Source organism: Ornithobacterium rhinotracheale DSM 15997 (assembly GCF_000265465.1).
Lineage (GTDB): Bacteria > Bacteroidota > Bacteroidia > Flavobacteriales > Weeksellaceae > Ornithobacterium > Ornithobacterium rhinotracheale.
The window spans coordinates 1,504,314-1,523,283 of record NC_018016.1 but is presented as its reverse complement, the minus strand read 5'-3'; the positions used below and the strand labels follow the sequence as shown (position 1 = coordinate 1,523,283).

At 35.6% G+C, this 18,970-nt stretch carries 22 protein-coding genes and 1 tRNA gene; 13 read left to right on the top strand and 10 right to left on the bottom strand.

Features of this window, described 5'->3' with window-relative positions; genetic code table 11:
• The first annotated feature begins 8 nt into the window (after positions 1–8).
• The 5 genes from ORNRH_RS07195 (at position 9) to ORNRH_RS07175 (ending at position 3,211) form a co-directional block, all read left to right on the top strand.
• Positions 9–932 carry a bifunctional metallophosphatase/5'-nucleotidase gene (locus tag ORNRH_RS07195; RefSeq protein ID WP_014791222.1) on the top strand — a complete coding sequence of 308 codons (924 nt, stop codon included), beginning with the start codon at positions 9–11 and terminating at the stop codon, positions 930–932.
• Positions 933–947: 15 nt separating this feature from the next.
• The gene (locus ORNRH_RS07190) at positions 948–1,961 is read left to right on the top strand and encodes an aminoglycoside phosphotransferase family protein (protein WP_036601124.1); all 1,014 of its coding nucleotides are present in this window, start codon (positions 948–950) and stop codon (positions 1,959–1,961) included.
• Complete coding sequence (locus ORNRH_RS07185; RefSeq protein WP_036601125.1) at positions 1,961–2,380, top strand: RapZ C-terminal domain-containing protein; 420 nt, start codon at positions 1,961–1,963, stop codon at positions 2,378–2,380. The genes ORNRH_RS07190 and ORNRH_RS07185 overlap by 1 nt, the downstream gene beginning before the upstream one ends.
• Position 2,381: 1 nt before the next feature.
• Complete coding sequence (locus ORNRH_RS07180) at positions 2,382–3,089, top strand: nucleotidyltransferase family protein (protein ID WP_036601377.1); 708 nt, start codon at positions 2,382–2,384, stop codon at positions 3,087–3,089.
• 51 nt (positions 3,090–3,140) lie between these two features.
• A tRNA-Gln gene (locus tag ORNRH_RS07175) sits at positions 3,141–3,211 on the top strand.
• A 207-nt stretch (positions 3,212–3,418) separates the two neighbouring features.
• Here ORNRH_RS07175 and ORNRH_RS07170 read toward each other — a convergent pair.
• The 5 genes from ORNRH_RS07170 to rlmB all read right to left on the bottom strand — a co-directional run bounded on the left by ORNRH_RS07170 (position 3,419) and on the right by rlmB (position 8,523).
• Positions 3,419–4,072 carry a PH domain-containing protein gene (locus ORNRH_RS07170; RefSeq protein WP_014791219.1) on the bottom strand — a complete coding sequence of 218 codons (654 nt, stop codon included), beginning with the start codon at positions 4,070–4,072 and terminating at the stop codon, positions 3,419–3,421.
• 234 nt (positions 4,073–4,306) lie between these two features.
• On the bottom strand, positions 4,307–6,508 hold the full coding sequence (locus ORNRH_RS07165; protein WP_014791218.1) for a DUF262 domain-containing protein: 2,202 nt from the start codon (positions 6,506–6,508) through the stop codon (positions 4,307–4,309).
• A 138-nt stretch (positions 6,509–6,646) separates the two neighbouring features.
• Positions 6,647–7,414 carry a triose-phosphate isomerase gene (tpiA, locus tag ORNRH_RS07160; protein ID WP_014791217.1) on the bottom strand — a complete coding sequence of 256 codons (768 nt, stop codon included), beginning with the start codon at positions 7,412–7,414 and terminating at the stop codon, positions 6,647–6,649.
• 14 nt (positions 7,415–7,428) lie between these two features.
• A complete protein-coding gene (locus ORNRH_RS07155) occupies positions 7,429–7,704 on the bottom strand; it encodes a hypothetical protein (protein ID WP_014791216.1) in 276 nt (91 codons plus the stop codon).
• Positions 7,705–7,782: 78 nt separating this feature from the next.
• Positions 7,783–8,523, bottom strand: a complete 741-nt coding sequence (rlmB, locus tag ORNRH_RS07150) for a 23S rRNA (guanosine(2251)-2'-O)-methyltransferase RlmB (protein WP_014791215.1) — start codon at positions 8,521–8,523, stop codon at positions 7,783–7,785.
• A 168-nt stretch (positions 8,524–8,691) separates the two neighbouring features.
• Here rlmB and prmA point away from each other — a divergent pair, with 168 nt between their 5' ends.
• From prmA to ORNRH_RS07110, 8 genes are all read left to right on the top strand, one after another.
• Positions 8,692–9,519, top strand: coding sequence for a 50S ribosomal protein L11 methyltransferase (gene prmA, locus ORNRH_RS07145; RefSeq protein ID WP_014791214.1), 828 nt, complete (start codon positions 8,692–8,694; stop codon positions 9,517–9,519).
• Between the two features lie 3 nt (positions 9,520–9,522).
• Entirely contained in the window at positions 9,523–9,816 is a 294-nt protein-coding gene (locus ORNRH_RS12175; protein ID WP_014791213.1) for an ATP-dependent Clp protease adaptor ClpS, read from the top strand.
• Positions 9,817–9,833: 17 nt separating this feature from the next.
• Positions 9,834–10,244: a Holliday junction resolvase RuvX gene (gene ruvX / locus ORNRH_RS07135; protein ID WP_014791212.1), complete on the top strand. Its 411-nt coding sequence runs from the start codon at positions 9,834–9,836 to the stop codon at positions 10,242–10,244.
• Between the two features lie 150 nt (positions 10,245–10,394).
• On the top strand, positions 10,395–10,967 hold the full coding sequence (gene def / locus ORNRH_RS07130; protein ID WP_014791211.1) for a peptide deformylase: 573 nt from the start codon (positions 10,395–10,397) through the stop codon (positions 10,965–10,967).
• 49 nt (positions 10,968–11,016) lie between these two features.
• Positions 11,017–11,442: a DUF5606 family protein gene (locus tag ORNRH_RS07125; RefSeq protein ID WP_014791210.1), complete on the top strand. Its 426-nt coding sequence runs from the start codon at positions 11,017–11,019 to the stop codon at positions 11,440–11,442.
• A gap of 88 nt (positions 11,443–11,530) precedes the next feature.
• A complete protein-coding gene (mazG, locus tag ORNRH_RS07120) occupies positions 11,531–12,304 on the top strand; it encodes a nucleoside triphosphate pyrophosphohydrolase (RefSeq protein WP_014791209.1) in 774 nt (257 codons plus the stop codon).
• 51 nt (positions 12,305–12,355) lie between these two features.
• Positions 12,356–13,282 carry a DnaJ C-terminal domain-containing protein gene (locus ORNRH_RS07115; RefSeq protein WP_014791208.1) on the top strand — a complete coding sequence of 309 codons (927 nt, stop codon included), beginning with the start codon at positions 12,356–12,358 and terminating at the stop codon, positions 13,280–13,282.
• Between the two features lie 5 nt (positions 13,283–13,287).
• Positions 13,288–13,581: a chaperone modulator CbpM gene (locus tag ORNRH_RS07110; RefSeq protein ID WP_014791207.1), complete on the top strand. Its 294-nt coding sequence runs from the start codon at positions 13,288–13,290 to the stop codon at positions 13,579–13,581.
• Positions 13,582–13,636: 55 nt separating this feature from the next.
• Here ORNRH_RS07110 and ORNRH_RS07105 read toward each other — a convergent pair whose 3' ends face one another.
• From ORNRH_RS07105 to ORNRH_RS07085, 5 genes are all read right to left on the bottom strand, one after another.
• Positions 13,637–13,894 (bottom strand): Txe/YoeB family addiction module toxin, encoded by a 258-nt coding sequence (locus ORNRH_RS07105; protein ID WP_014791206.1) that lies wholly within the window; start codon positions 13,892–13,894, stop codon positions 13,637–13,639.
• A gap of 2 nt (positions 13,895–13,896) precedes the next feature.
• Positions 13,897–14,151, bottom strand: coding sequence for a type II toxin-antitoxin system Phd/YefM family antitoxin (locus ORNRH_RS07100; RefSeq protein ID WP_014791205.1), 255 nt, complete (start codon positions 14,149–14,151; stop codon positions 13,897–13,899).
• Positions 14,152–14,221: 70 nt separating this feature from the next.
• Positions 14,222–16,453 carry a TonB-dependent receptor family protein gene (locus ORNRH_RS07095; RefSeq protein WP_014791204.1) on the bottom strand — a complete coding sequence of 744 codons (2,232 nt, stop codon included), beginning with the start codon at positions 16,451–16,453 and terminating at the stop codon, positions 14,222–14,224.
• Positions 16,434–17,801: an HTTM domain-containing protein gene (locus ORNRH_RS07090; RefSeq protein ID WP_014791203.1), complete on the bottom strand. Its 1,368-nt coding sequence runs from the start codon at positions 17,799–17,801 to the stop codon at positions 16,434–16,436. The genes ORNRH_RS07095 and ORNRH_RS07090 overlap by 20 nt, the downstream gene beginning before the upstream one ends.
• 26 nt (positions 17,802–17,827) lie before the next feature.
• A complete protein-coding gene (locus tag ORNRH_RS07085; protein ID WP_014791202.1) occupies positions 17,828–18,955 on the bottom strand; it encodes an imelysin family protein in 1,128 nt (375 codons plus the stop codon).
• Positions 18,956–18,970 lie beyond the last annotated feature (15 nt).

Sequence of the window (18,970 nt, the reverse complement as noted above, 5' to 3'; positions counted from 1 at the left end):
TATTGACCATGCTTTCAAGAAGAAAATTTTTAGCAACTACATCTGCTGCCACCGCACTTGCACTTTTACCGAGTATTCCTGCGTGGGCAAAGTCTAATGCAAAGAAAATCACTATACTACACACTAACGATCAACATAGTAGAATCGAACCATTTGAAACTTCGGAAAATCCAAAATATTCCAACAAAGGTGGTTTTGCACGCCGTGCAGCATTAATAGATAAAATCAGAAAAGAAGAGCCCAATGTTTTGTTGCTAGATGCAGGCGACATTTTCCAAGGAACACCATACTTCAACTTTTTTGGAGGCGAATTGGAGTTTAAACTCATGTCTAAAATGGGATATGAAGCCTCCACCATGGGAAATCACGATTTTGACAATGGCTTGGCTGGATTTGAGAAACAACTAAAATATGCAAATTTTGATTTTATTTGTTCAAACTACGATTTCACCAACACAATTCTGGACGGAAGAACCAAAAAATATAAAATCATAAATAAAGGCGGGGTGAAAATCGGTATTTTCGGACTAGGAATCGATCCCGTAGGACTCATTAGCAAAGAAAATTATTTAGAAACCAAATATCTCGACCCCGTCGAAATTTCGCAAGAAATGACGCGAATCCTAAAAGATAAAAAATGTGATATGATCATTTGCCTTTCACATATTGGGTACAAGTATGACACACCTAAAATCTCTGATTGTGAACTTGCTACCAAAACTCAAGATATAGATTTAATCATTGGCGGACACACGCACACCTTCCTCCCTCACCCTACCGAAATCATTAACAAAGCTGGAGAACCAACGATTGTGAACCAAGTGGGCTGGGCTGGCTTATATCTTGGGCGACTTGATTTCTATTTCGATACCTTTAATAAGCAACGAAAGGTGGCTACAGCACAATTAGAAATTACGCCAAATATCGTTTAAAATCGAATTTTTATCATGATGCAAGATTTGCCACTTTCGGCAGAAATTATAGAAAAAATCAAAACTTTTGGGAGCGTTTGCGACATAGTTCCTATGAATGCAGGGGGCTCGGGCAGAACTTATTTTCGTGTGTTTTTTGACGAGGGAGAATTTAAAACTTTAATCTTAGTTAAAAACAAAGACACACATGAAAATCAATGTTTTATAAATTTAGCCCAAAAACTTGCACAAATCCCCGTGAATGTGCCTAAAATTCTTTTCTTTGACCAAGGATTTTACTATCTTCAAGAAGATTTAGGCGACAAAACATTACTTAATAATGTATTGGAAAATTCACCTGAAACAGAAAATTATTACAAAAAAACGCTTGAAGATTTAGTAAAATTTCAAATTCAGGGCAATGAATTAATCAATGATGAAGATTTTTTCACGCACAAAAAATTCGATAAAACACTAGTTTACAGAGATTTATTTGGATTTAAAAATTATTTCCTTGATTTGTCTCAGCAAGTTTATGCCGAAGACAAATTGCTCTCAGATTTTGACACGCTTGCCAATTCAATAGAAACTGCCAAATATCAATTTTTAATGTATCGTGATTTGCAAGGCAGAAATGTAATGCTTCACAACGAAAATATATACTTCATTGATTTTCAAGGTGCCATGCGGGGTTCTTGCGCATATGATGTGGTATCGCTTTTGTGGCAAGCTAAAGCTAATTTAAGCCCTGAGCTTAGACAAAAATTATTGAATTTTTATATTTCTGAGCTTAAAAAAGTAATCCCCAATTTTGATAAAAATGCATTTTTAAACGAATTTAATACTTGTTTAATTCTCAGACTTTTACAAGTTTTAGGCGTGTATGGTCGTTTGGGCTGGATTTACAAAAAAGAGCATTTCTCATCTAGCATTTCACTAGGAATCAAAAACTTAGAAGAATTACAAAATTTAGATTTAATCAAAAATTCTTTAGCCTTAAAAGATATTTTTAAAAATTTAAACAAAACTGAAATCATAAATCCCCTATAATGAATAAATTAAATATAAATGTAAGAAGTTTTTCGTACCGAGAGGAAATTCCACAAGATCCTTCTGGGAATGGTGGTGGCTTCGTTTTCGACTGTCGTGGGATTCTAAACCCCGGGCGCATCGACGAATACAAAAAACAAACGGGGCGAGACCAAGGCGTAAAAGATTTTTTACTGACCAAAACCGAAATGCCAAAATTCATTGAACTGATTCAGAACTTAATAGACATCACAGTAAAAGATTATATCGCTCGAGGTTTCACCAATTTGGAAATTAATTTTGGTTGCACAGGAGGGCAACATCGTTCGGTTTTTGCGGCGGATCGCATCAGCGATTATCTGCGTGAAAATTACCCAGACGATGTGGATGTGAAAACCGCACACACCGTGCAAGATGCAAAAAACTGGCAAAATGGATAATATCACGGCAATGATTTTTGCGGCGGGCTTGGGCACTCGCCTGCGTCCATTTACACTCACGGCTCCCAAAGCACTTTTCCCCATCAATGGCAAACCGCTTTTGCAACGAAACATTGAGTATGCTCAGTCTTTTGGGATTCAGCGATTTGTTATTAATGTCCACCATTTTTCAGACCAAATTCTTAATTTCCTAAAACAGCACGACAACTTTGGGGCGGAAATTCTGATTTCTGACGAGACCGACGAATTGCTTGAAACAGGAGGCGGCTTACTCAAAGCAAAAAATTTACTTGGAAATCAAGATTTTTTAATTTTAAACAGCGATATCCTAACCGACATTAACCTTAAACAACTTATTGATTTTCACAAAAAAAACAATGCATTAGCAAGTTTAGCGGTAAGCGATCGGGAAAGTACTAGAAAACTGCTTTTTGATACGCAAAATAGATTGTGTGGCTGGCGAGATCTGAGGAACAATCAAGAAATTATTGCCAGAGAGAACCTCTCCAAATCTTTAGCATTCAGTGGAGTGCATATGCTTTCTCCTTTATTTTTTGAGAAAAATAGATTTTCGGGCAAATTTTCTATCATGAAATCTTATTTAGATTTAATGACCGATGAAAATATTTTAGGCTTTGCGCACAATGCCAAGGTTTTAGACATAGGCAAACCAGAAGCCACAACACTTGCCGAAAAATATTTTAAATAATTTTTTTGTAATTAAATTTTTTGTTCTATATTTGCAGTCCAGTTGAAACGGAGACCCATGGTGTAACGGTAGCACACCGGTTTTTGGTGCCGTTTGTCGGGGTTCGAATCCCTGTGGGTCTACATTAATTTAATTAAAAGCCATCTGATTGTCAGGTGGCTTTTTTTTTCATATTATTTTTATATATTTGTTAATCTAAAATTCAAACAAATGCAAAATCTAGAAAGACAACTACAAAAAGAGAAAAAGAAAAATTTATTTCTGACTATTATCCTAGCCTTGGTGTTAGTGATTTATCTTTACAACACTTATTTTGGTGGGTAACTTAACTAAACCATTTCATTTATGATCTTAGCTTTTAATGCTTCATATTCACTATCGGATATGAGTTTATCATCAAGCATCTTTTTAGCTTCAGCTAATCGTGTAGAAGGAGATGCTTTTTCTGTATCAGCACCATTCAATCCACTTCCAAGTGATTGATTCATTTGCATGCCTCCAGATTTAGCTCTCAATTCCTCCAGTCCTCTTATTCTTCGTTTTTCTCTCCAAATTTGCTCTTGTTGCTGAATCAACCTATAAATTTGATACACACGCTCTTTTTGAAAACCAACCAATTTTAAAATATAAGCACCAATATTTTTATCGATAGATAAATCTGTAGACGCGTATTGTGAGATAGATAAATCCGCACCAAAAATTCCAACTTCTAACTTGACATCTCCAATATCTTGCCATCTCATATCTATAAGATCATACCCCATAATTAATTTTCGTTTCATTAAAATAAATCGCCCAGAAGTTACAGCAATAATATCTCGACGCTTGATTAAAGGGAACAAATTTCCACCTGTAAGAATTGGAAAAATTGTATACAATCTTTTTTGGCAAGCTATAGCTTCTATTTTCTCACCTTCTACTAAATTTAAATAAAGATTCTCTTGGACTCTTTCGATTCGCGAACTACTTTTTACCTCCTCCATAATTTCTATTGTTTAAATAAAATATTTACACAAATAACACAATAACTTGACAACTTACAAAAAATATATAAAAGTAATCAATTGGTATTAAAAGATAGTTTATTAAGAACATCTTAATCCAGATAAACTTGCTTTTATCTCAAAAAACATTCTTTCATAAAATAAACTACACATCAATTTGGGTATTGATATGATAATTACTAATTATTTTTCTTAAAAAAAGCATATCCTTAATTATTTTAAAATTACTTTAACCTCATTTTCTGATATATTAAATTTTTGCATAATACTTTTAATCCTATTCATGCAAGTTGATGCTGATATATTTATATGAATAAAAAACATTTCATCATTTAATTTTTTTTCCTTACTATAAAACCTTCCTTCAAAATTCTTATAGCGATTTGATAAATCTGAGTTAAATTCAAAAATTTCTTTTAACCTTCTCCATTTAACAATAATATCGCTATTTTTAAATAGCAGTTCTTGATTGTCTAATATAAAATTAAAATCAAAATTCTGACTTTCTCTTAAATATTTAAGAAAACTTACAAAGATGTCTTGCCAAGTATTTACTTCTATAACTTCTTTAAAAACATGTAACTCCTTTGGTTTATTTCCTTCTGCCATTTCATTTGCGTCTATGTCTAGTGGAGAAAATGACACATCTTCTACTGTTTTTGTATTCCAATTAGCTTTCTCCTTATACTCATCAGGAATCTCAAATGTAGATAAAAACCATTTTATCATATTTTTTTGATGTTCAATTATACTTTCTTCATTCCATATATTTTTATCTATAATTCCTAATCGATAAGACAATGAAGATGTTCTAATCTTATCTTTTTTTTCCTCAAAAGATTTATTACCTATTTCACTATTAAATTCTGTCAGTATTAAGTTACCTATATTGTGAATGTATTTTTGATGAATTTCATTTGATTTTTCCCCCAATTCAACCTTCCAACTGTCTCCTAATGTTTGAGGCATTATATGTTCTATCGTTATTTTAGAATCTCTAAAATCCACTGCAACCTTAGTATTATGCTCCTCTATTTTCCCTAGTATGAGCTTTGAATATTGCTTTAAGCCTTTGTAAAAATTTAACGAAGTTAAAGAATCTTTCATTTCATTGTCATTTGGCAATCTTAATCTATAAAACATATTAGTTAACAACTCAAACATTGTTAAATCACCATTTTTTATAAGCTCAATCTTTTTAACAAGAGGAATTATATTTTTATTTTCCCCTTGAGTTAACCCCAAAACTCTCCTCCTTATCAAATATGTTCTAATTGCTGTCAATGTGGATATAAGAATATCATCTGTTAATTTGATATCATTTTTTTCACTTTGATGAAGATCTAACAACCCCAAGACAAAAGGCTTAAAAGCCTCTGATTTAATATCATGAAAAATATTCCTGAGTAATTCTTTTATTTTTTTATCATTTAATTTATTTGGAGATATAATATCTGTCACCACTTCTGTTATTATCCATTTATAAAAAACTACAAAATGTACTATATCATCTATAAAATTCTCATGATCATTAAATTCCTTTTCTACAAAACTTTTAAAATATTGGTATAGCTCTTTTGTATTACTATCATTGACTATCTTCAATGAACTTGCTGTTTTATACTGTAAATAATCTCTAAAAAATTTTGATGTATTCTCATTTAAAATAGCTTCTATTTTAGGATGCCAGATTCCTTCATATATCTCAGATTGTTTATTACTTTCCATGTTAAGCAAAACAAAATTTCTCACAAGATCAGACAAGGTCAAGGGCTTCCCCAAAGAATTTAATGTTTCAAATATTATTTGAGGATCTTCTCCTTTGTAGGGTCTTTCATCTAAAAAAATCACAGCAACATTCATTTTTTGAATAGCTCTAATATAATGCTCTAGTTTTATTTGTGGCGATTCTCTTTTTCGATCACCTATAAGTTTTTTAAAAAAATCATACGCATTTTTTATTACTCCAGGTTTTGGTTCTAGCTTATTAACTAAGGCTTTATAAGAATCCCAATCTTTTGTAACCTGCTTCAATTTTATTTTATCTTGAAAAGTTGATGAATTATTTATTAGATATGTTTGATGTATATAATTTTCATTTTCATCATCAAAATCAGAATCCCTAAGTGCTATTAAAAATAATAATGTTGTAGTTAATCTTTGTTGCCCATCTACTATGATAGACTTATTGGCAAAACCAGCTTTTTCTTCTTTAATAACGATTGTGCCAAAAAAGTGTTCCAATTTATTTTGTTGTCTAATATCTAATTCTGATTCAATGATCCTTGATACATCACTAAAATATCTTTCAAGTTCTGGTCTACCCCAAGCGTAAGCTCGCTGAAATGGAGGTATAAAAAAAGACGTCGCATTTTTTGCTAAGACATCATTAATAGAATGACTTTCTGTTTTCATTTATTAGAATTTATATCTCCGACAAATATAAGTAAAACTACTTTATTTTATCAAAACAAATCACAAAAACTCTTAATTTTCCCAAAAACAAAAAACGCCCCACATAAGGGCGTTTTAATATCAATAAAAACCAAATTATTATTTTGTAGCGTTGCTACCTGAAGTGATTAAGGCAGAGAAATCTTCGATGTTTAATGAAGCTCCTCCCACAAGTCCACCATCGATGTCTGGCTGAGAGAATAATTCGTCTGCATTGCTAGGTTTTACACTTCCTCCGTAAAGGATTCTTACAGCCTCTGATGTTTCTTGATCAAATAAACTTCTTAATAAAGCTCTGATTTCAGCGTGCATTTCCTGAGCTTGCTCTGGCGTAGCAGTTTCACCTGTTCCAATTGCCCAAACTGGCTCATAAGCAATGATTACATCTTTCATTTGCTCTTTTTTCACATTTTTAAGTGCAGCTTTCAATTGTTCAGACACTACATCTACATGCTTGTTAGCTTTTCTTTCTTCAAGCACCTCTCCACAACAAAGAATTGGCGAAATATTAGCAGCCAAAGCTTTGTCTACTTTTTTTCCGATTTGCTCGTTGGTCTCTCCAAAGATTGAACGACGCTCTGAGTGCCCAATGATTGAATATTTTACTCCAATTGAATTTAAAATATCGGTAGAAATCTCTCCTGTGTAAGCTCCTGGTTCAAATTCAGAAACATTTTGAGCAGAAATCTCCGCATTGCTTTGGAAAATCTCCGCTGCGTTTAGCAAATAAGTAGCAGGGGGTGCTACGATCACTTCACATTTTGGGTTTCTTGACGAAACAAAGCTATTTACACCAAGCAAAAGCTCTTTAGCCTCTGCCCAGTTTTTATTCATTTTCCAGTTTCCTGCTACGATTTTTTTTCTCATGATTTAATTATATTTTATCTATATTCTTCTTCTGTTTTATTCACATCTTCCGCAATAGGCATAGTTTCTGGTTCGGCACCGTTTTGTGGAGTTATTTTCACCACTTTTTCAATTACTTTTTTGCGTTTTTTCTGTGCATAGCCCATAAATCCGCCCAAAAGCAAACCTATACCTAGCCCTAAGAATCCTGCAATATAAAATTCTTTTGCGGTATAATCTGGTGCCTGAAGGATGTATAAAATCAATCCTACAACTAGCAAAACTAAACCTATAATTGTTGAATATTTCATTGTTTTCTAATTTTTGTAAAGTTAAATATTTTAAATGATTATATAAAATTTTACTGCTTTTCTATGATTGAAATCATTTTAAGCAAAATCTCGCTGGCGAATGGCTTCGTACAAAAACGCACCACAGGCTACTGAAACATTTAAAGAACCTATTTCTCCAAGCATCGGCAATTTGGCTAAATGATCTGCCTTTGCGAGCAACTCCTCGCCCACTCCATCACCTTCGTTCCCCATTACAATAGCAAGCGGCTTGGTTAAATCGGTATTGTAAATCGTATCATCGGTTTTTTCCGTAGCACACACAACAGAAACTCCGCTCAATTGCAAGAAACTCACCACTTCTTTCAACGATTTTTCTCTACACACGGGGATTTTAAACAAAGCTCCAGCTGATGTTTTCAAGGCATCTTCGTTGATGGCTGCCGCCCCACGCTCTGGCACCACAATGGCATGCACACCACAGCATTCAGCGGTGCGGGCAATGGCCCCAAAGTTTCGCACATCGCTCAATCTATCCAAAATCAAGAAAAACGGATTTTCTCCTTTTTCGTACACGAGAGGCAAAATTTGGTCTATTTTATAAAATTCAATGGGCGACAAATACCCAAAAATCCCTTGATGGTTCTTGCGGGTAAGCTTATTGAGTTTTTGCACGGGAACATACTGCATCGGAATCCCCAACGCTCTGGCTTTACGCAAAACCTCGCTCGCCAATTCGCCTTGCAAGCCTTTTTGCACAAATAGTTTATCTATGGTTTTGCCAGAATCTATGGCTTCTAACACAGGATGAAGCCCAAAAATTTTATTATCATTTTTCATACAGCAAAGGTACTTTTTTTAATTCAGATTTTTTAATTTTTTAGCTTAAATCCATTTCCAAATCATTTATTAGCTTAGATTTTTGTATCTTTGCAAAAGGTTTTTCAGCACAAAACAAATTGGCTTTAAGGCTAAATTTTGCTTGATTTAAACCTTAAAAATTACATCATGAATTATATTGAATACAACTTTAATATTGTACCTCCTCAGCCATTTAGCGAGATTTTAATCGCACTACTTTCTCAAGCTGAATTTGAATCTTTTGAAGAAACAGCGACTGGGTTAAAGGCTTATATCTTAAAAGATTATGACGACGAGGAATTTGTAAAAGACCAAGTTGCAGAACTCGACACCGCCGAAACCGTGTACGAAAGAACAGAAATAGAACCCGTAAACTGGAACAAAGAGTGGGAAAGTAATTTCTCGCCTATCAACATCAACGATGCGTGCTACATTCGTGCTGAATTCCACGAGCCACATCCCGATGCTCCGTATGAAATCGTGATTCAGCCCAAAATGTCTTTTGGCACAGGGCACCACGAGACCACGCATTTAATGGTGGAATATCTTTTAAACCTAGATTTAGACCAAAAATCTGTACTTGATATGGGAACGGGAACGGGCATTTTGGCGATTTTGAGCAAAATGCGTGGGGCTAAATCTTGTTTGGGTATCGATATTGATGAATGGTCGTACGAAAATGCGGTAGAAAATGCCGAACGAAACAATGTAGAAGTTAGTTTTATAAAAGGTGGTGCTGAATCCATTCCAGACGAAAAATTTGATTTGGTTTTGGCAAACATCAACAAAAATATTTTAAAGGCAGATATGCCTTTTTACATCAATGCACTAAAACCTAATGCACAATTGATTTTGAGTGGATTGCTTGATATCGATGAGCAAGAAATGATTCAATTTGTAGAAGGTTTTGGATTAAATTTTGTAGATAAGAAAGAACGAAACGAGTGGATTGCTCTCCGTTTTGAAAAAGCTTAAAAAATGACACAGAATCCATATTTTAACACACAAACCGAAACATTAGAAGACATCGCGGTGCTTACCGAAACCGAGAATGCTTACCGTATCATTCTGCACAATGATGATGTAAACACCTTTGATTGGGTGATTGAATGCTTGGTCAAAATCTGCCAGCACACGCCTATTCAAGCGGAACAGTGTGCTATGATTGTGCACTACTCTGGCAAGTGCGATGTGAAATCTGGTGACAAAGATACACTTATCCCGATGTGTTCTGCCTTGCTAGATAGCGGACTTTCGGCGGAGATTGTTTAGTTTTAAAAATTGAAATTTTGCGAATTTTAGCCATAGATTACGGAAAAGTAAAAACGGGACTCGCCGTAACAGATCCCCTGCGCATCATTGCCTCGGCATTGGACACAGTGCCTACCAAGGATTTGATGCCGTATCTTGAAAAATATTTTGCGACCGAGCCCGTGAGCGATGTGGTGATAGGTTTGCCAATGCGTGCACACGGCGTGCCTGGAGAAATTGAAGAAGACATTCAGATTTTCATTCAAGATTTTCAGAAAAAATACCCGAAAATCAATATTCACAGAGAAGATGAATCCTACACCTCCATACGAGCGGCAGAAGCGATTTTTATGAGCGGCGCAAAAAAGAAAAAACGACGAGACAAAACCATCATCGATCGCGTGAGTGCCACATTGATTTTGCAATCTTTCATGGAACGAAACGGCTAAAAAATAATATAGATTTCGCCCTATTTTTTTATTAAAAATTCGGTTGAAATTCATTTTTTAGCTTTAATAAAAAAAAATCATTTTCTGGAGGATTTTTTCTTTCAGAATTAAAAGAAAATTAAAAATTTATAATTTAAAACATTTAAAGAAATGATATTAGATATTCGCGCATATGGCGACCCTGTTTTAAGAAAAAAATGCGAAGACATTGATAAAGATTATCCGCACCTCAACGAGTTGATTGAAAACATGTTTGAAACCATGTACACAGCCAATGGCATCGGGATTGCAGCACCTCAAGTAGGGCTTCCGATTCGCCTTTTTGTGATTGACATTACTCCTTTTGCGGAAGATGAAGAGTACGAGAACATAGCCGAGGAGCTTAAAACTTTTAAAAAAGTATTTATCAACGCTCACAAAATCGAGGAAACTGGCGAGCCTTGGAAATTTAACGAAGGGTGTTTAAGTATCCCAAATGTGCGCGAAGATGTAGCTCGCCCAGAGAGCATTACGCTACGCTACTTAGATGAAAACTTTGTGGAGCATACCGAAACTTTTTCGGATATATTTGCGCGTGTCATTCAGCACGAATACGACCACATAGATGGTGTTTTGTTTACCGACTATTTGAGCAATTTTAAGAAAAAATTGGTGAGCAAAAAACTGGATAAAATCAGCAAAGGGAATGTAAATGTAAAATATAAGATGCGTTTTCCGAAATAAATTTTATATTTGCCATCACGAAAAAAATTTTAATACTAAAACATAAAAGATGAAGATAGAAAAAGTAATTGCAATCTCAGGAAAGCCAGGTTTATACAACCTAATTTCTCAAACCAAAAGTGGTTTTATTGCAAAAAACTTAGACGACGGAAAAAAATCAAGCATTCCAGCATCTTACAATGTAAGTTTGCTTAGCAATGTAGCGATTTACACCCATACAGAAGAAGTTCCATTACGCGAAGTTTTCAAAAAAATCTACGAAAAAGAAAACGGAAAAGAGTGCATAAGCCACAAATCTCCAGAGAGCGAATTGCGTGCTTATATGCAAGAGGTGCTTCCTGAATACGACGAAAGCCGTGTGTACCACTCAGATCTTAAAAAATTATTCCAATGGTACAATATTTTGCTTAAAAACGATTTATTGACTCCAGAAGAAAACGAAGAAACTGAAAACGCTAAAAGCGAAGAGGAATAAGATTTTAAATAAATTAATAAATCTATAAAGCCCAAAAATTAGTTTTTGGGCTTTTTTTTGTACCTTTCTGCCAAGAAAATATGCCATGATGCACACTAGAGAAGAAAAAATGCAAGCTTTCGGGCGATTGCTCGATATTTTAGACGATTTAAGAGAAAAATGCCCTTGGGATAGAAAACAAACCTTGCTCAGCCTACGCCATCTCACACTAGAAGAGGTTTACGAATTAGGCGATGCTATTTTAAACAACGATCTCCCTGAGCTTAAAAAAGAAATCGGCGATGTGATGTTGCACCTCATCTTTTACGCCAAAATCGCCGAGGAGCAAAAGGCTTTTGATATTGCAGATGCCATACATGCCGAATGCGAAAAATTGATTTTCCGCCATCCGCATATTTATGGTGATGTGCAAGTGCAAGACGAGGAAGAAGTAAAACGAAATTGGGAAAAACTAAAACTAAAAGAAGGTAATCGTTCTGTACTGGCAGGTGTCCCTAAAGGTTTGCCCGCTATGGTGAAAGCCTACCGCATTCAGGATAAGGTAAAAGGCATTGGCTTTGATTTCCCTACACCCGAGGAGGCTTTCAGCAAAATAGAAGAAGAAATTGCAGAGTTTAAGGCCGAGACTGACAAGCAAAAGCAAGAAGACGAGCTGGGCGATGTGCTTTTTTCAATTATAAATTATGCCCGCCAAATAGGGATCAATCCAGAGAATGCACTAGAAAGAACCAATCAGAAATTTATTAATCGTTTTCAAAAAATGGAAAATTTGGCAGAAAACGAAAAGGTAAATTTGTCAGATTTATCGATAGAACAGCTTGATTTATTGTGGGAAAAGGCAAAAAAAGAACAAAATCAATAGTTTGCACAATAATTGATTTACCCTAATTAATCAAAAAATTTAGAAATATTTATGGCATATATAGATTATTATCAAATACTAGGGGTGGACAAAAATGCCAGCGAAGCCGACATCAAAAAAGCTTATCGCAAATTGGCAAGAAAATACCACCCAGACTTGAACCCAAACGATAAGGAGGCTCAACAAAAATTCCAGCAACTGAACGAGGCTAACGAGGTGCTGAGCAATCCTGAAAATCGTAAGAAATATGATGAGTATGGCGAAAATTGGAAACACGCTGAGGAGATAGAAAAAATGAGACAGCAACAGCAAGCCTATGGCGGTGGCAATCCGTTTGGTGGTGGGCAAGCTTGGAGCGAATCCTATGACGGAAATTTTGAAGAAGGTAATTTCTCTGACTTCTTCAGCGATTTATTTGGCAGTCGTGCTGGTGGTAGTGCACATTTTGGCAGAGGTAGCCGTACAAGAAAATTCCGAGGACAGGATCTTTCTGCTGAACTGCAGCTTAGCATGCGAGATGTCTACACTACGCACAAACGCGAGCTGAATGTGAATGGTAAAAAAATCAGAATTACAATTCCTGCAGGTGTAGAAGATGGGCAAAAAATTAAGCTAAAAGGCTACGGCGGCGAAGGCGTGAATGGCGGACCAAAAGGAGATTTGTACATTACCTTTAACATTGCGCAAGATCCCGAGTTTAAACGCCAAGGCAATGATTTGCACAAAACTCAAAAATTGGATTTATACACCGCTGTTTTAGGCGGAGAAATCTTGGTTAAAACTTTTGATGGCGAAGTGAAATTAAAAGTAAAACCAGGCACACAAAACGATAGCAAAGTAAAATTGAAAGGAAAAGGTTTCCCTAAATACAAAAAGGCAGGAGAATTTGGTGATTTAATCATCAATTACCAAGTGGAAATTCCTACGCAATTAAGCGATGAACAAAAAGAATTGTTTGAAAAACTAGCTAAACTTTAAAAATCATGGAAATAAAATATATCAAAATATCTGATTATTGTAAGAACACGCAGATTGAGCGTACTTTCATCAGCGATCTGCAGGACGAGGGAATTCTCGTTTTGCAACAGGTGGACAATGAGTATTGTATTGAAGAGGATATGCTAGAAGAGCTTGAAAAATACAGTCGCTGGCATTATGATTTGGGCGTGAACCTTGCAGGAATCGATGCGATGCGCCACATGCTACAAAGAATGCAACAAATGGAACGAGAAATTCAATCGTTGAAAAACTCGTTGCGATTTTTTGACAAAGACTAATTTAATTCATAAGAAAAGAAAGCTATCTCAATATCTAGAGATAGCTTTTTTATTTTTAATCATAATGAAATCTACATTTGGCAATCAGGATTTTATCTTCTTCGTAACGGTAAATTAAACAATGTTCATCATCAATTCTGCGTGACCAAAATCCTGAATATTTATGTTTTAATGGCTCAGGTTTGCCAATACCTTCAAAAGGCGTGCGCGAAATATCTTTCAACAAAGCATTGATTCTTTTAAGCTTTCGTTTATCGTCTTTTTGCCAATATAGATAATCTTCCCAAGATTCATCTACAAAAATATATTTCATAATTAATCTTCAATCAGTGTTTTCTCAAATGATTCTCCTGATTTCAATTTTGCTATTGCAGCATCTAGACGCTGTTCGTTTTTGCGAGAAGACAGTTCATAATTTGTCGCCATCAAAGAATTATACTCATCAAGCGACAAAACCACGATTGCAGATTCTTTTCCACGATTAATGATTAAGGTTTCAAAGTTTTTTGCAACCTTGTTTAAATAGGATTTTAAATCTTTTCTAAATTCTGAAATATTGGTAACTAGCATTGCAATCATTTTTAGTTATGTACAAATTTTAATTCAAACAAATTTTAGTAATGATAAAGAATCCGTTTAATTATAATTTAAACCCAAAAGTTACATAAAAAGTACGCGGGTCTGATGGGATAATCCCTGGTCCTGGATAGCCCGTGGCACGACGCACAAAATAATAATCATTAAGCAAATTGTTGATTCCCGCCTCGAGTTTATATCGCTTATAGGTGTACGAGGCAGAAAAATCCATAATGCCATAGGCAGGGATTGCCCCACGGATTCCGTAAGTGTCTTCTTGCTTGAGCTGTGGCGAGTTGCTATCGTCTGAAAACTGCTCCGAAACATACATGTACTGCAATGCGGCTAGGAAATTTTTATACCCAAAATTGATTCCCGTTTTTAAATTTACTTGTGGATTAAATTGCACTCGCTTCCCTTCTACCCCAACGATTTTTGATCTAATGTATTTAGATTCAGAAAAAGATGAATTTACAAAGCCTGTAAACATGAGCGAGCGATTGGCTACTCTAAAGGCTCTCAAAAAATCTGCCTCGGCAAAAAACTCCAAACCATAAATAATGGCATCTCCCACATTTGCCCTCACGCTTTTGGCATCTGCTGGGCGTATGTAATTCCCTATTTTATCTAGATACCACAATCCAAAAATATTGGTATCATAAGAAATAAATCGATTGAAGTTTCCTCTGAAGCCTAAATCTGCCGTAAATCCGTTTTCGTCTTTGATGTTTTTGTCCACTTCAAACGAAGGATTGGTGGTATGCAAATCACTGAATGTCACAGAACGATAGTTTTGAGACAGGTTTCCATACACTTCCAAGAAATCGGTGGGTTTATAGCTGGCTCCTATTCCCAAAAGTACCAAACTTCTTTTGTAATCAATATCGTCTTTTATCAAATCGTTTTGGATAACAATTCCTGCCAAATTTTTCAACACATAGCGAAATGCACCATCAGCCTGCGTATCAATGTATTCAAATCTAATTCCTGGTGTGATGGAAAATTTAGGCGTGATTCTAAAAATATTTTCTCCAAAAACGGCTAAATTCAAATTCGGATAAGTGAAATCGCTCTGGTGCGGATAATCGGGCGAAGTTTTTGTATCAAAATTGAAATCGGCGTCGGCTCCTTTTGTCCCAGGTCCTTGGCGCGACTTGTTGCGTGATTGGTAGTATTTTGCCCCCACGAGTAGCACATTTTCTTTATTAAAGAAATTATATTTTGTCAATAATCTTGCTTCCGCTCCCCAGTTCACAAAATCGCCCACGATTAAATCTCTCGCCTCATTAGGATTATCTGGTTGCCCCACGCGTTGCACTCGGAATCCCACTGTTTTTCTATCCGCCTTTAGCCCAAAGGTATTAAGGTCAAAAGCTGTTTTCTCGCTAAATTTATGATGAAAATTTAAATTAAATAAATTCCAATCTACCTCAAACCAGTTTCTGGAACGATTGCTAAATGTGGGATTCTCGTAAAACATTTTATCGGTGAGCCCGCCCGCTTGTTGTGCTAAATAATGGAAATAAGTGTATTCAAACTTTACACTCGTATTTTCGTTAAATTGATATTTAAATGCACCAAAGGCATTATTGGAATTAAAATTAGAATTAGGACGAAACCCATCGCCTTGTTTGTGATTGTAAAAAGTATAATAAGAAAATTTACCCAGCGTGCCCTCCAAACTATTGAACGAGGTAAATAAATTATACGAACCTATCGTTTGTCTTGAATTGAGCAAAATCTTTTTGCGTGAGGTGGGTTCTTTAAATTTAAAATTAATCATTCCACCAAACTGCGTTCCGTATTGCAAAGATGCCGCTCCACGAATGATTTGCACCTCTTGCAATGCCTCTGTGGGCGGCGTGTAGTAGCTTTCGGGATAGCCCAACACATCGGCACTGATGTCGTAGCCATTTTGTCTTGTATTAAAATTGGCAGTTCGGTTGGGATCCAGTCCGCGCCCTCCAATTCCGAGCTGCAACCCACCATCGTTGTAATCATAAATATTGAGCCCCACCACTTGGTTATACACTTGGCGTGCATTATTGGTTGCAAGGTTTGCTGTTTTTTGATCCACAAGCACCACTTCGGTCTTTTTCCCTGCGAGGATAGAGGTTCCCTCCACCTCTTTCATGTGCCTGAGCGTGAAAGCCTTTTTGCGGTGCGCCTGCGCCTCCACTTGGTTTAGATTAATGGTTTCAATACTATCCTTTTTTGCTTTTTCTTTGGACTGAATTTGTGCCGAAATGGGCAAACAAATCAACAAAGAAAATATACTATAAACCTTTGATTTCATGATTAAATGGTAAAATAAATGTTTTATGTTTCCAAGAATCTTTTTCTTGGGCTAAATCCACCGTAGGATCAATATACTGCACACTTCCACGCCCGTTGAGCGCGACATAACTTTGTGCAAAAACTTGCGGATTTTCGTAACCTCTTTTCTTAAATTCTTGGGCTAAATATTGTGCAAATTCAATGATAAAATCGGGCTGAAACGACATTTGCTTTTCTTGAAACGGCGTGAGGTAATCTCTCGCCTCTACAATCGTTCTTCTGTCTGAATTTTTATCTTTAATGATAAATGAAGTGTAGCCCGCTTTTTCCATCAACATCACTCGCCACGAAAATCGGAATCCCTCCTCTGTCCAAAACAATTCGCCTGGATACAATAAATATCTAAACGGAAAAACAATTTGCACGATAAAAAATAGCACAAAAAGCACTTGAATCGGGCGATTTAAAAATGCGGGATATTTATATGGAACTTCGCTTGTTGCAATCTTTTTAAAATTCAATTTTCGAAGGATTTTTCTCAGAAAATCAATGAATCGCTGGTGATATTTGGCATCAAAAAAGATAAGTGTAGAACCTATCATGATGAACGGGAACATCCCGATTGGGAATAAAATTCGTGTAAAAATATGAAAGAATAAAACGAATAAAAATCCTATAAATCTCGTTTTTCTATTAAACAATAAAAACGGAATGGCTAAATCATAAATCGCTCCACCCCAAGACATAAAGTACAGAAACCATGTTTGCGAAAATAATTCGCCCACAATTGGCATTTCGTGGTGTGGTGGCAACCAGATTTTAAGTGGCATGGCATTGAACAACCAATCTGAATTTAGTTTTGCCAAACCTGCATAAAAATAAACGATACTCAGCATAAACTGCACCGAAAAAATCGTCCATCGCGGAATGTATTTTTTCTCCGATTTCTTGAGATAGGCATCTACCGAAAAATACGCATTGGCGGGCAAAAAAATCATTAAAAATGCCATTAAACTAATGAAATAATAATGATTGAGATAAGTGGTTTTATCCATCAGCTCGGTGTAGGTAAACGACAGAAAAAACAAAATCGCTGAAAATCGATATTTATAGCCCAATGCAATGCCCAATGCTGCCAATGCACAAATGGCAAAAAGCACATAAGTATATATGCCTAAAGGCTTTACCCATTCAAATCCATAGTAGGAAAAGAAAAATCTGGGCTTAATGTAAAAATCCTCGATCCAGCCATTGTGCCAAAAACGAATGATGCTGGCAAACATCATCGTCCCGAAAATCATTCTAAAGACGCTGAGTGGAGCAGCAGAGGTATTTTGCGCTAAATAATTTTTAACTTTAACGAACATTGTTTAATCCTTTGAAATCAAAACACTTAATCCCCGTCTCCATCTACATATTGCACAGAAACACCCATTGCTTGGAACATATCCACTTTTAGATTAATTATATTTGATTGGATAATGTCATGCAACTCTAGCATGGCTTTGTTATTCGTTTTTATCAACTCATACTCTGTGGCATGTTCGCTTATTTTCTTTGTATAATTGATGGCTTCATCAAATTTTGAATTGATGGCTTGTGCTATATCTTTACCTCCTGTTACTTTATGGTATTTATCTAGATAAGTTCTAAATCCTAAGCCAACTGGCTGATCTACAAAGCGTCTTCCGTTGAAGAAGTTTTGCATGGTTTCTAGCGATTTTATGAGCAAAGGAAACGAAAGTTGCGGATTGTAGCGAGATTCCACATCATTGGGATAAGCCTTTCCTGTTGCGGCACCAGATGGGAAACGCACTTTTCCGTTTCGCATATATTTCTCATAATAAAGTAAATAATCATTGGCTAAAACATTGATAGAAGATACCGCCGAATTTCCATCGTTTTGGATAAATTTCCCTCGATAAGAGGTATCCCAATCATCTACAACTAGTTGCGTAATTTGTTGCAATCTATCCACAACAGCTACCAAGTATTTTTTATACTTATCATCTTGGTATTTTTCTACAATTTTCTCTGGAGAGTCTGCCACTCCGTTTACTAAATAGTCCAATGCAGGAAGCCCTTGCTGTGTGTTGGTATCTGGCAATTTTAAGTTAAGATTTTGGCTTTGTATATTTTGCTCAATCCTAGTAACATTGGTGGGATAAATATTGGTATAAAATCTTAAATCCACAGCTTTGGCTTTGCCCATTTCAAACGGAGCCACTGTTTGCCAAAGTAAATAAGTTTGGCTCAACGCATTTTTGAGTTTTGCCAAATTCTCGGTAGAAGGCGATTGTACAAAAGCCTCCGTTTCTGTTTTAAGCTGAATAATGGACTGATTGTATGTCTTATAATTTGGAATAATGATATCATCAGCCCAATGCGTAAGTGTTGCTTTTCTATTAAATTCTTTTATGCATTGCTCACATGTGGAAGGTCCCGAATCCTTTCGGCTATCTGAAGAGGAACAAGCTGAAAGTAAAATACTTGCTAAACTTAATAAAAATAATTTTTTCATCTATATTTATTTAGA

Excerpts from the sequence above, each read along its gene's own strand:
- ORNRH_RS07195 (WP_014791222.1), top strand. The coding sequence starts at position 9 with ATGCTTTCAAGAAGAAAATTTTTAGCAACTACATCTGCTGCCACCGCA.
- ORNRH_RS07190 (WP_036601124.1), top strand. The coding sequence starts at position 948 with ATGATGCAAGATTTGCCACTTTCGGCAGAAATTATAGAAAAAATCAAA.
- ORNRH_RS07185 (WP_036601125.1), top strand. The coding sequence starts at position 1,961 with ATGAATAAATTAAATATAAATGTAAGAAGTTTTTCGTACCGAGAGGAA.
- ORNRH_RS07170 (WP_014791219.1), bottom strand. The coding sequence starts at position 4,072 with ATGGAGGAGGTAAAAAGTAGTTCGCGAATCGAAAGAGTCCAAGAGAAT.
- ORNRH_RS07165 (WP_014791218.1), bottom strand. The coding sequence starts at position 6,508 with ATGAAAACAGAAAGTCATTCTATTAATGATGTCTTAGCAAAAAATGCG.
- tpiA (WP_014791217.1), bottom strand. The coding sequence starts at position 7,414 with ATGAGAAAAAAAATCGTAGCAGGAAACTGGAAAATGAATAAAAACTGG.
- ORNRH_RS07155 (WP_014791216.1), bottom strand. The coding sequence starts at position 7,704 with ATGAAATATTCAACAATTATAGGTTTAGTTTTGCTAGTTGTAGGATTG.
- rlmB (WP_014791215.1), bottom strand. The coding sequence starts at position 8,523 with ATGAAAAATGATAATAAAATTTTTGGGCTTCATCCTGTGTTAGAAGCC.
- prmA (WP_014791214.1), top strand. The coding sequence starts at position 8,692 with ATGAATTATATTGAATACAACTTTAATATTGTACCTCCTCAGCCATTT.
- ORNRH_RS12175 (WP_014791213.1), top strand. The coding sequence starts at position 9,523 with ATGACACAGAATCCATATTTTAACACACAAACCGAAACATTAGAAGAC.
- def (WP_014791211.1), top strand. The coding sequence starts at position 10,395 with ATGATATTAGATATTCGCGCATATGGCGACCCTGTTTTAAGAAAAAAA.
- ORNRH_RS07125 (WP_014791210.1), top strand. The coding sequence starts at position 11,017 with ATGAAGATAGAAAAAGTAATTGCAATCTCAGGAAAGCCAGGTTTATAC.
- mazG (WP_014791209.1), top strand. The coding sequence starts at position 11,531 with ATGCACACTAGAGAAGAAAAAATGCAAGCTTTCGGGCGATTGCTCGAT.
- ORNRH_RS07115 (WP_014791208.1), top strand. The coding sequence starts at position 12,356 with ATGGCATATATAGATTATTATCAAATACTAGGGGTGGACAAAAATGCC.
- ORNRH_RS07110 (WP_014791207.1), top strand. The coding sequence starts at position 13,288 with ATGGAAATAAAATATATCAAAATATCTGATTATTGTAAGAACACGCAG.
- ORNRH_RS07105 (WP_014791206.1), bottom strand. The coding sequence starts at position 13,894 with ATGAAATATATTTTTGTAGATGAATCTTGGGAAGATTATCTATATTGG.
- ORNRH_RS07100 (WP_014791205.1), bottom strand. The coding sequence starts at position 14,151 with ATGCTAGTTACCAATATTTCAGAATTTAGAAAAGATTTAAAATCCTAT.
- ORNRH_RS07095 (WP_014791204.1), bottom strand. The coding sequence starts at position 16,453 with ATGAAATCAAAGGTTTATAGTATATTTTCTTTGTTGATTTGTTTGCCC.
- ORNRH_RS07090 (WP_014791203.1), bottom strand. The coding sequence starts at position 17,801 with ATGTTCGTTAAAGTTAAAAATTATTTAGCGCAAAATACCTCTGCTGCT.
- ORNRH_RS07085 (WP_014791202.1), bottom strand. The coding sequence starts at position 18,955 with ATGAAAAAATTATTTTTATTAAGTTTAGCAAGTATTTTACTTTCAGCT.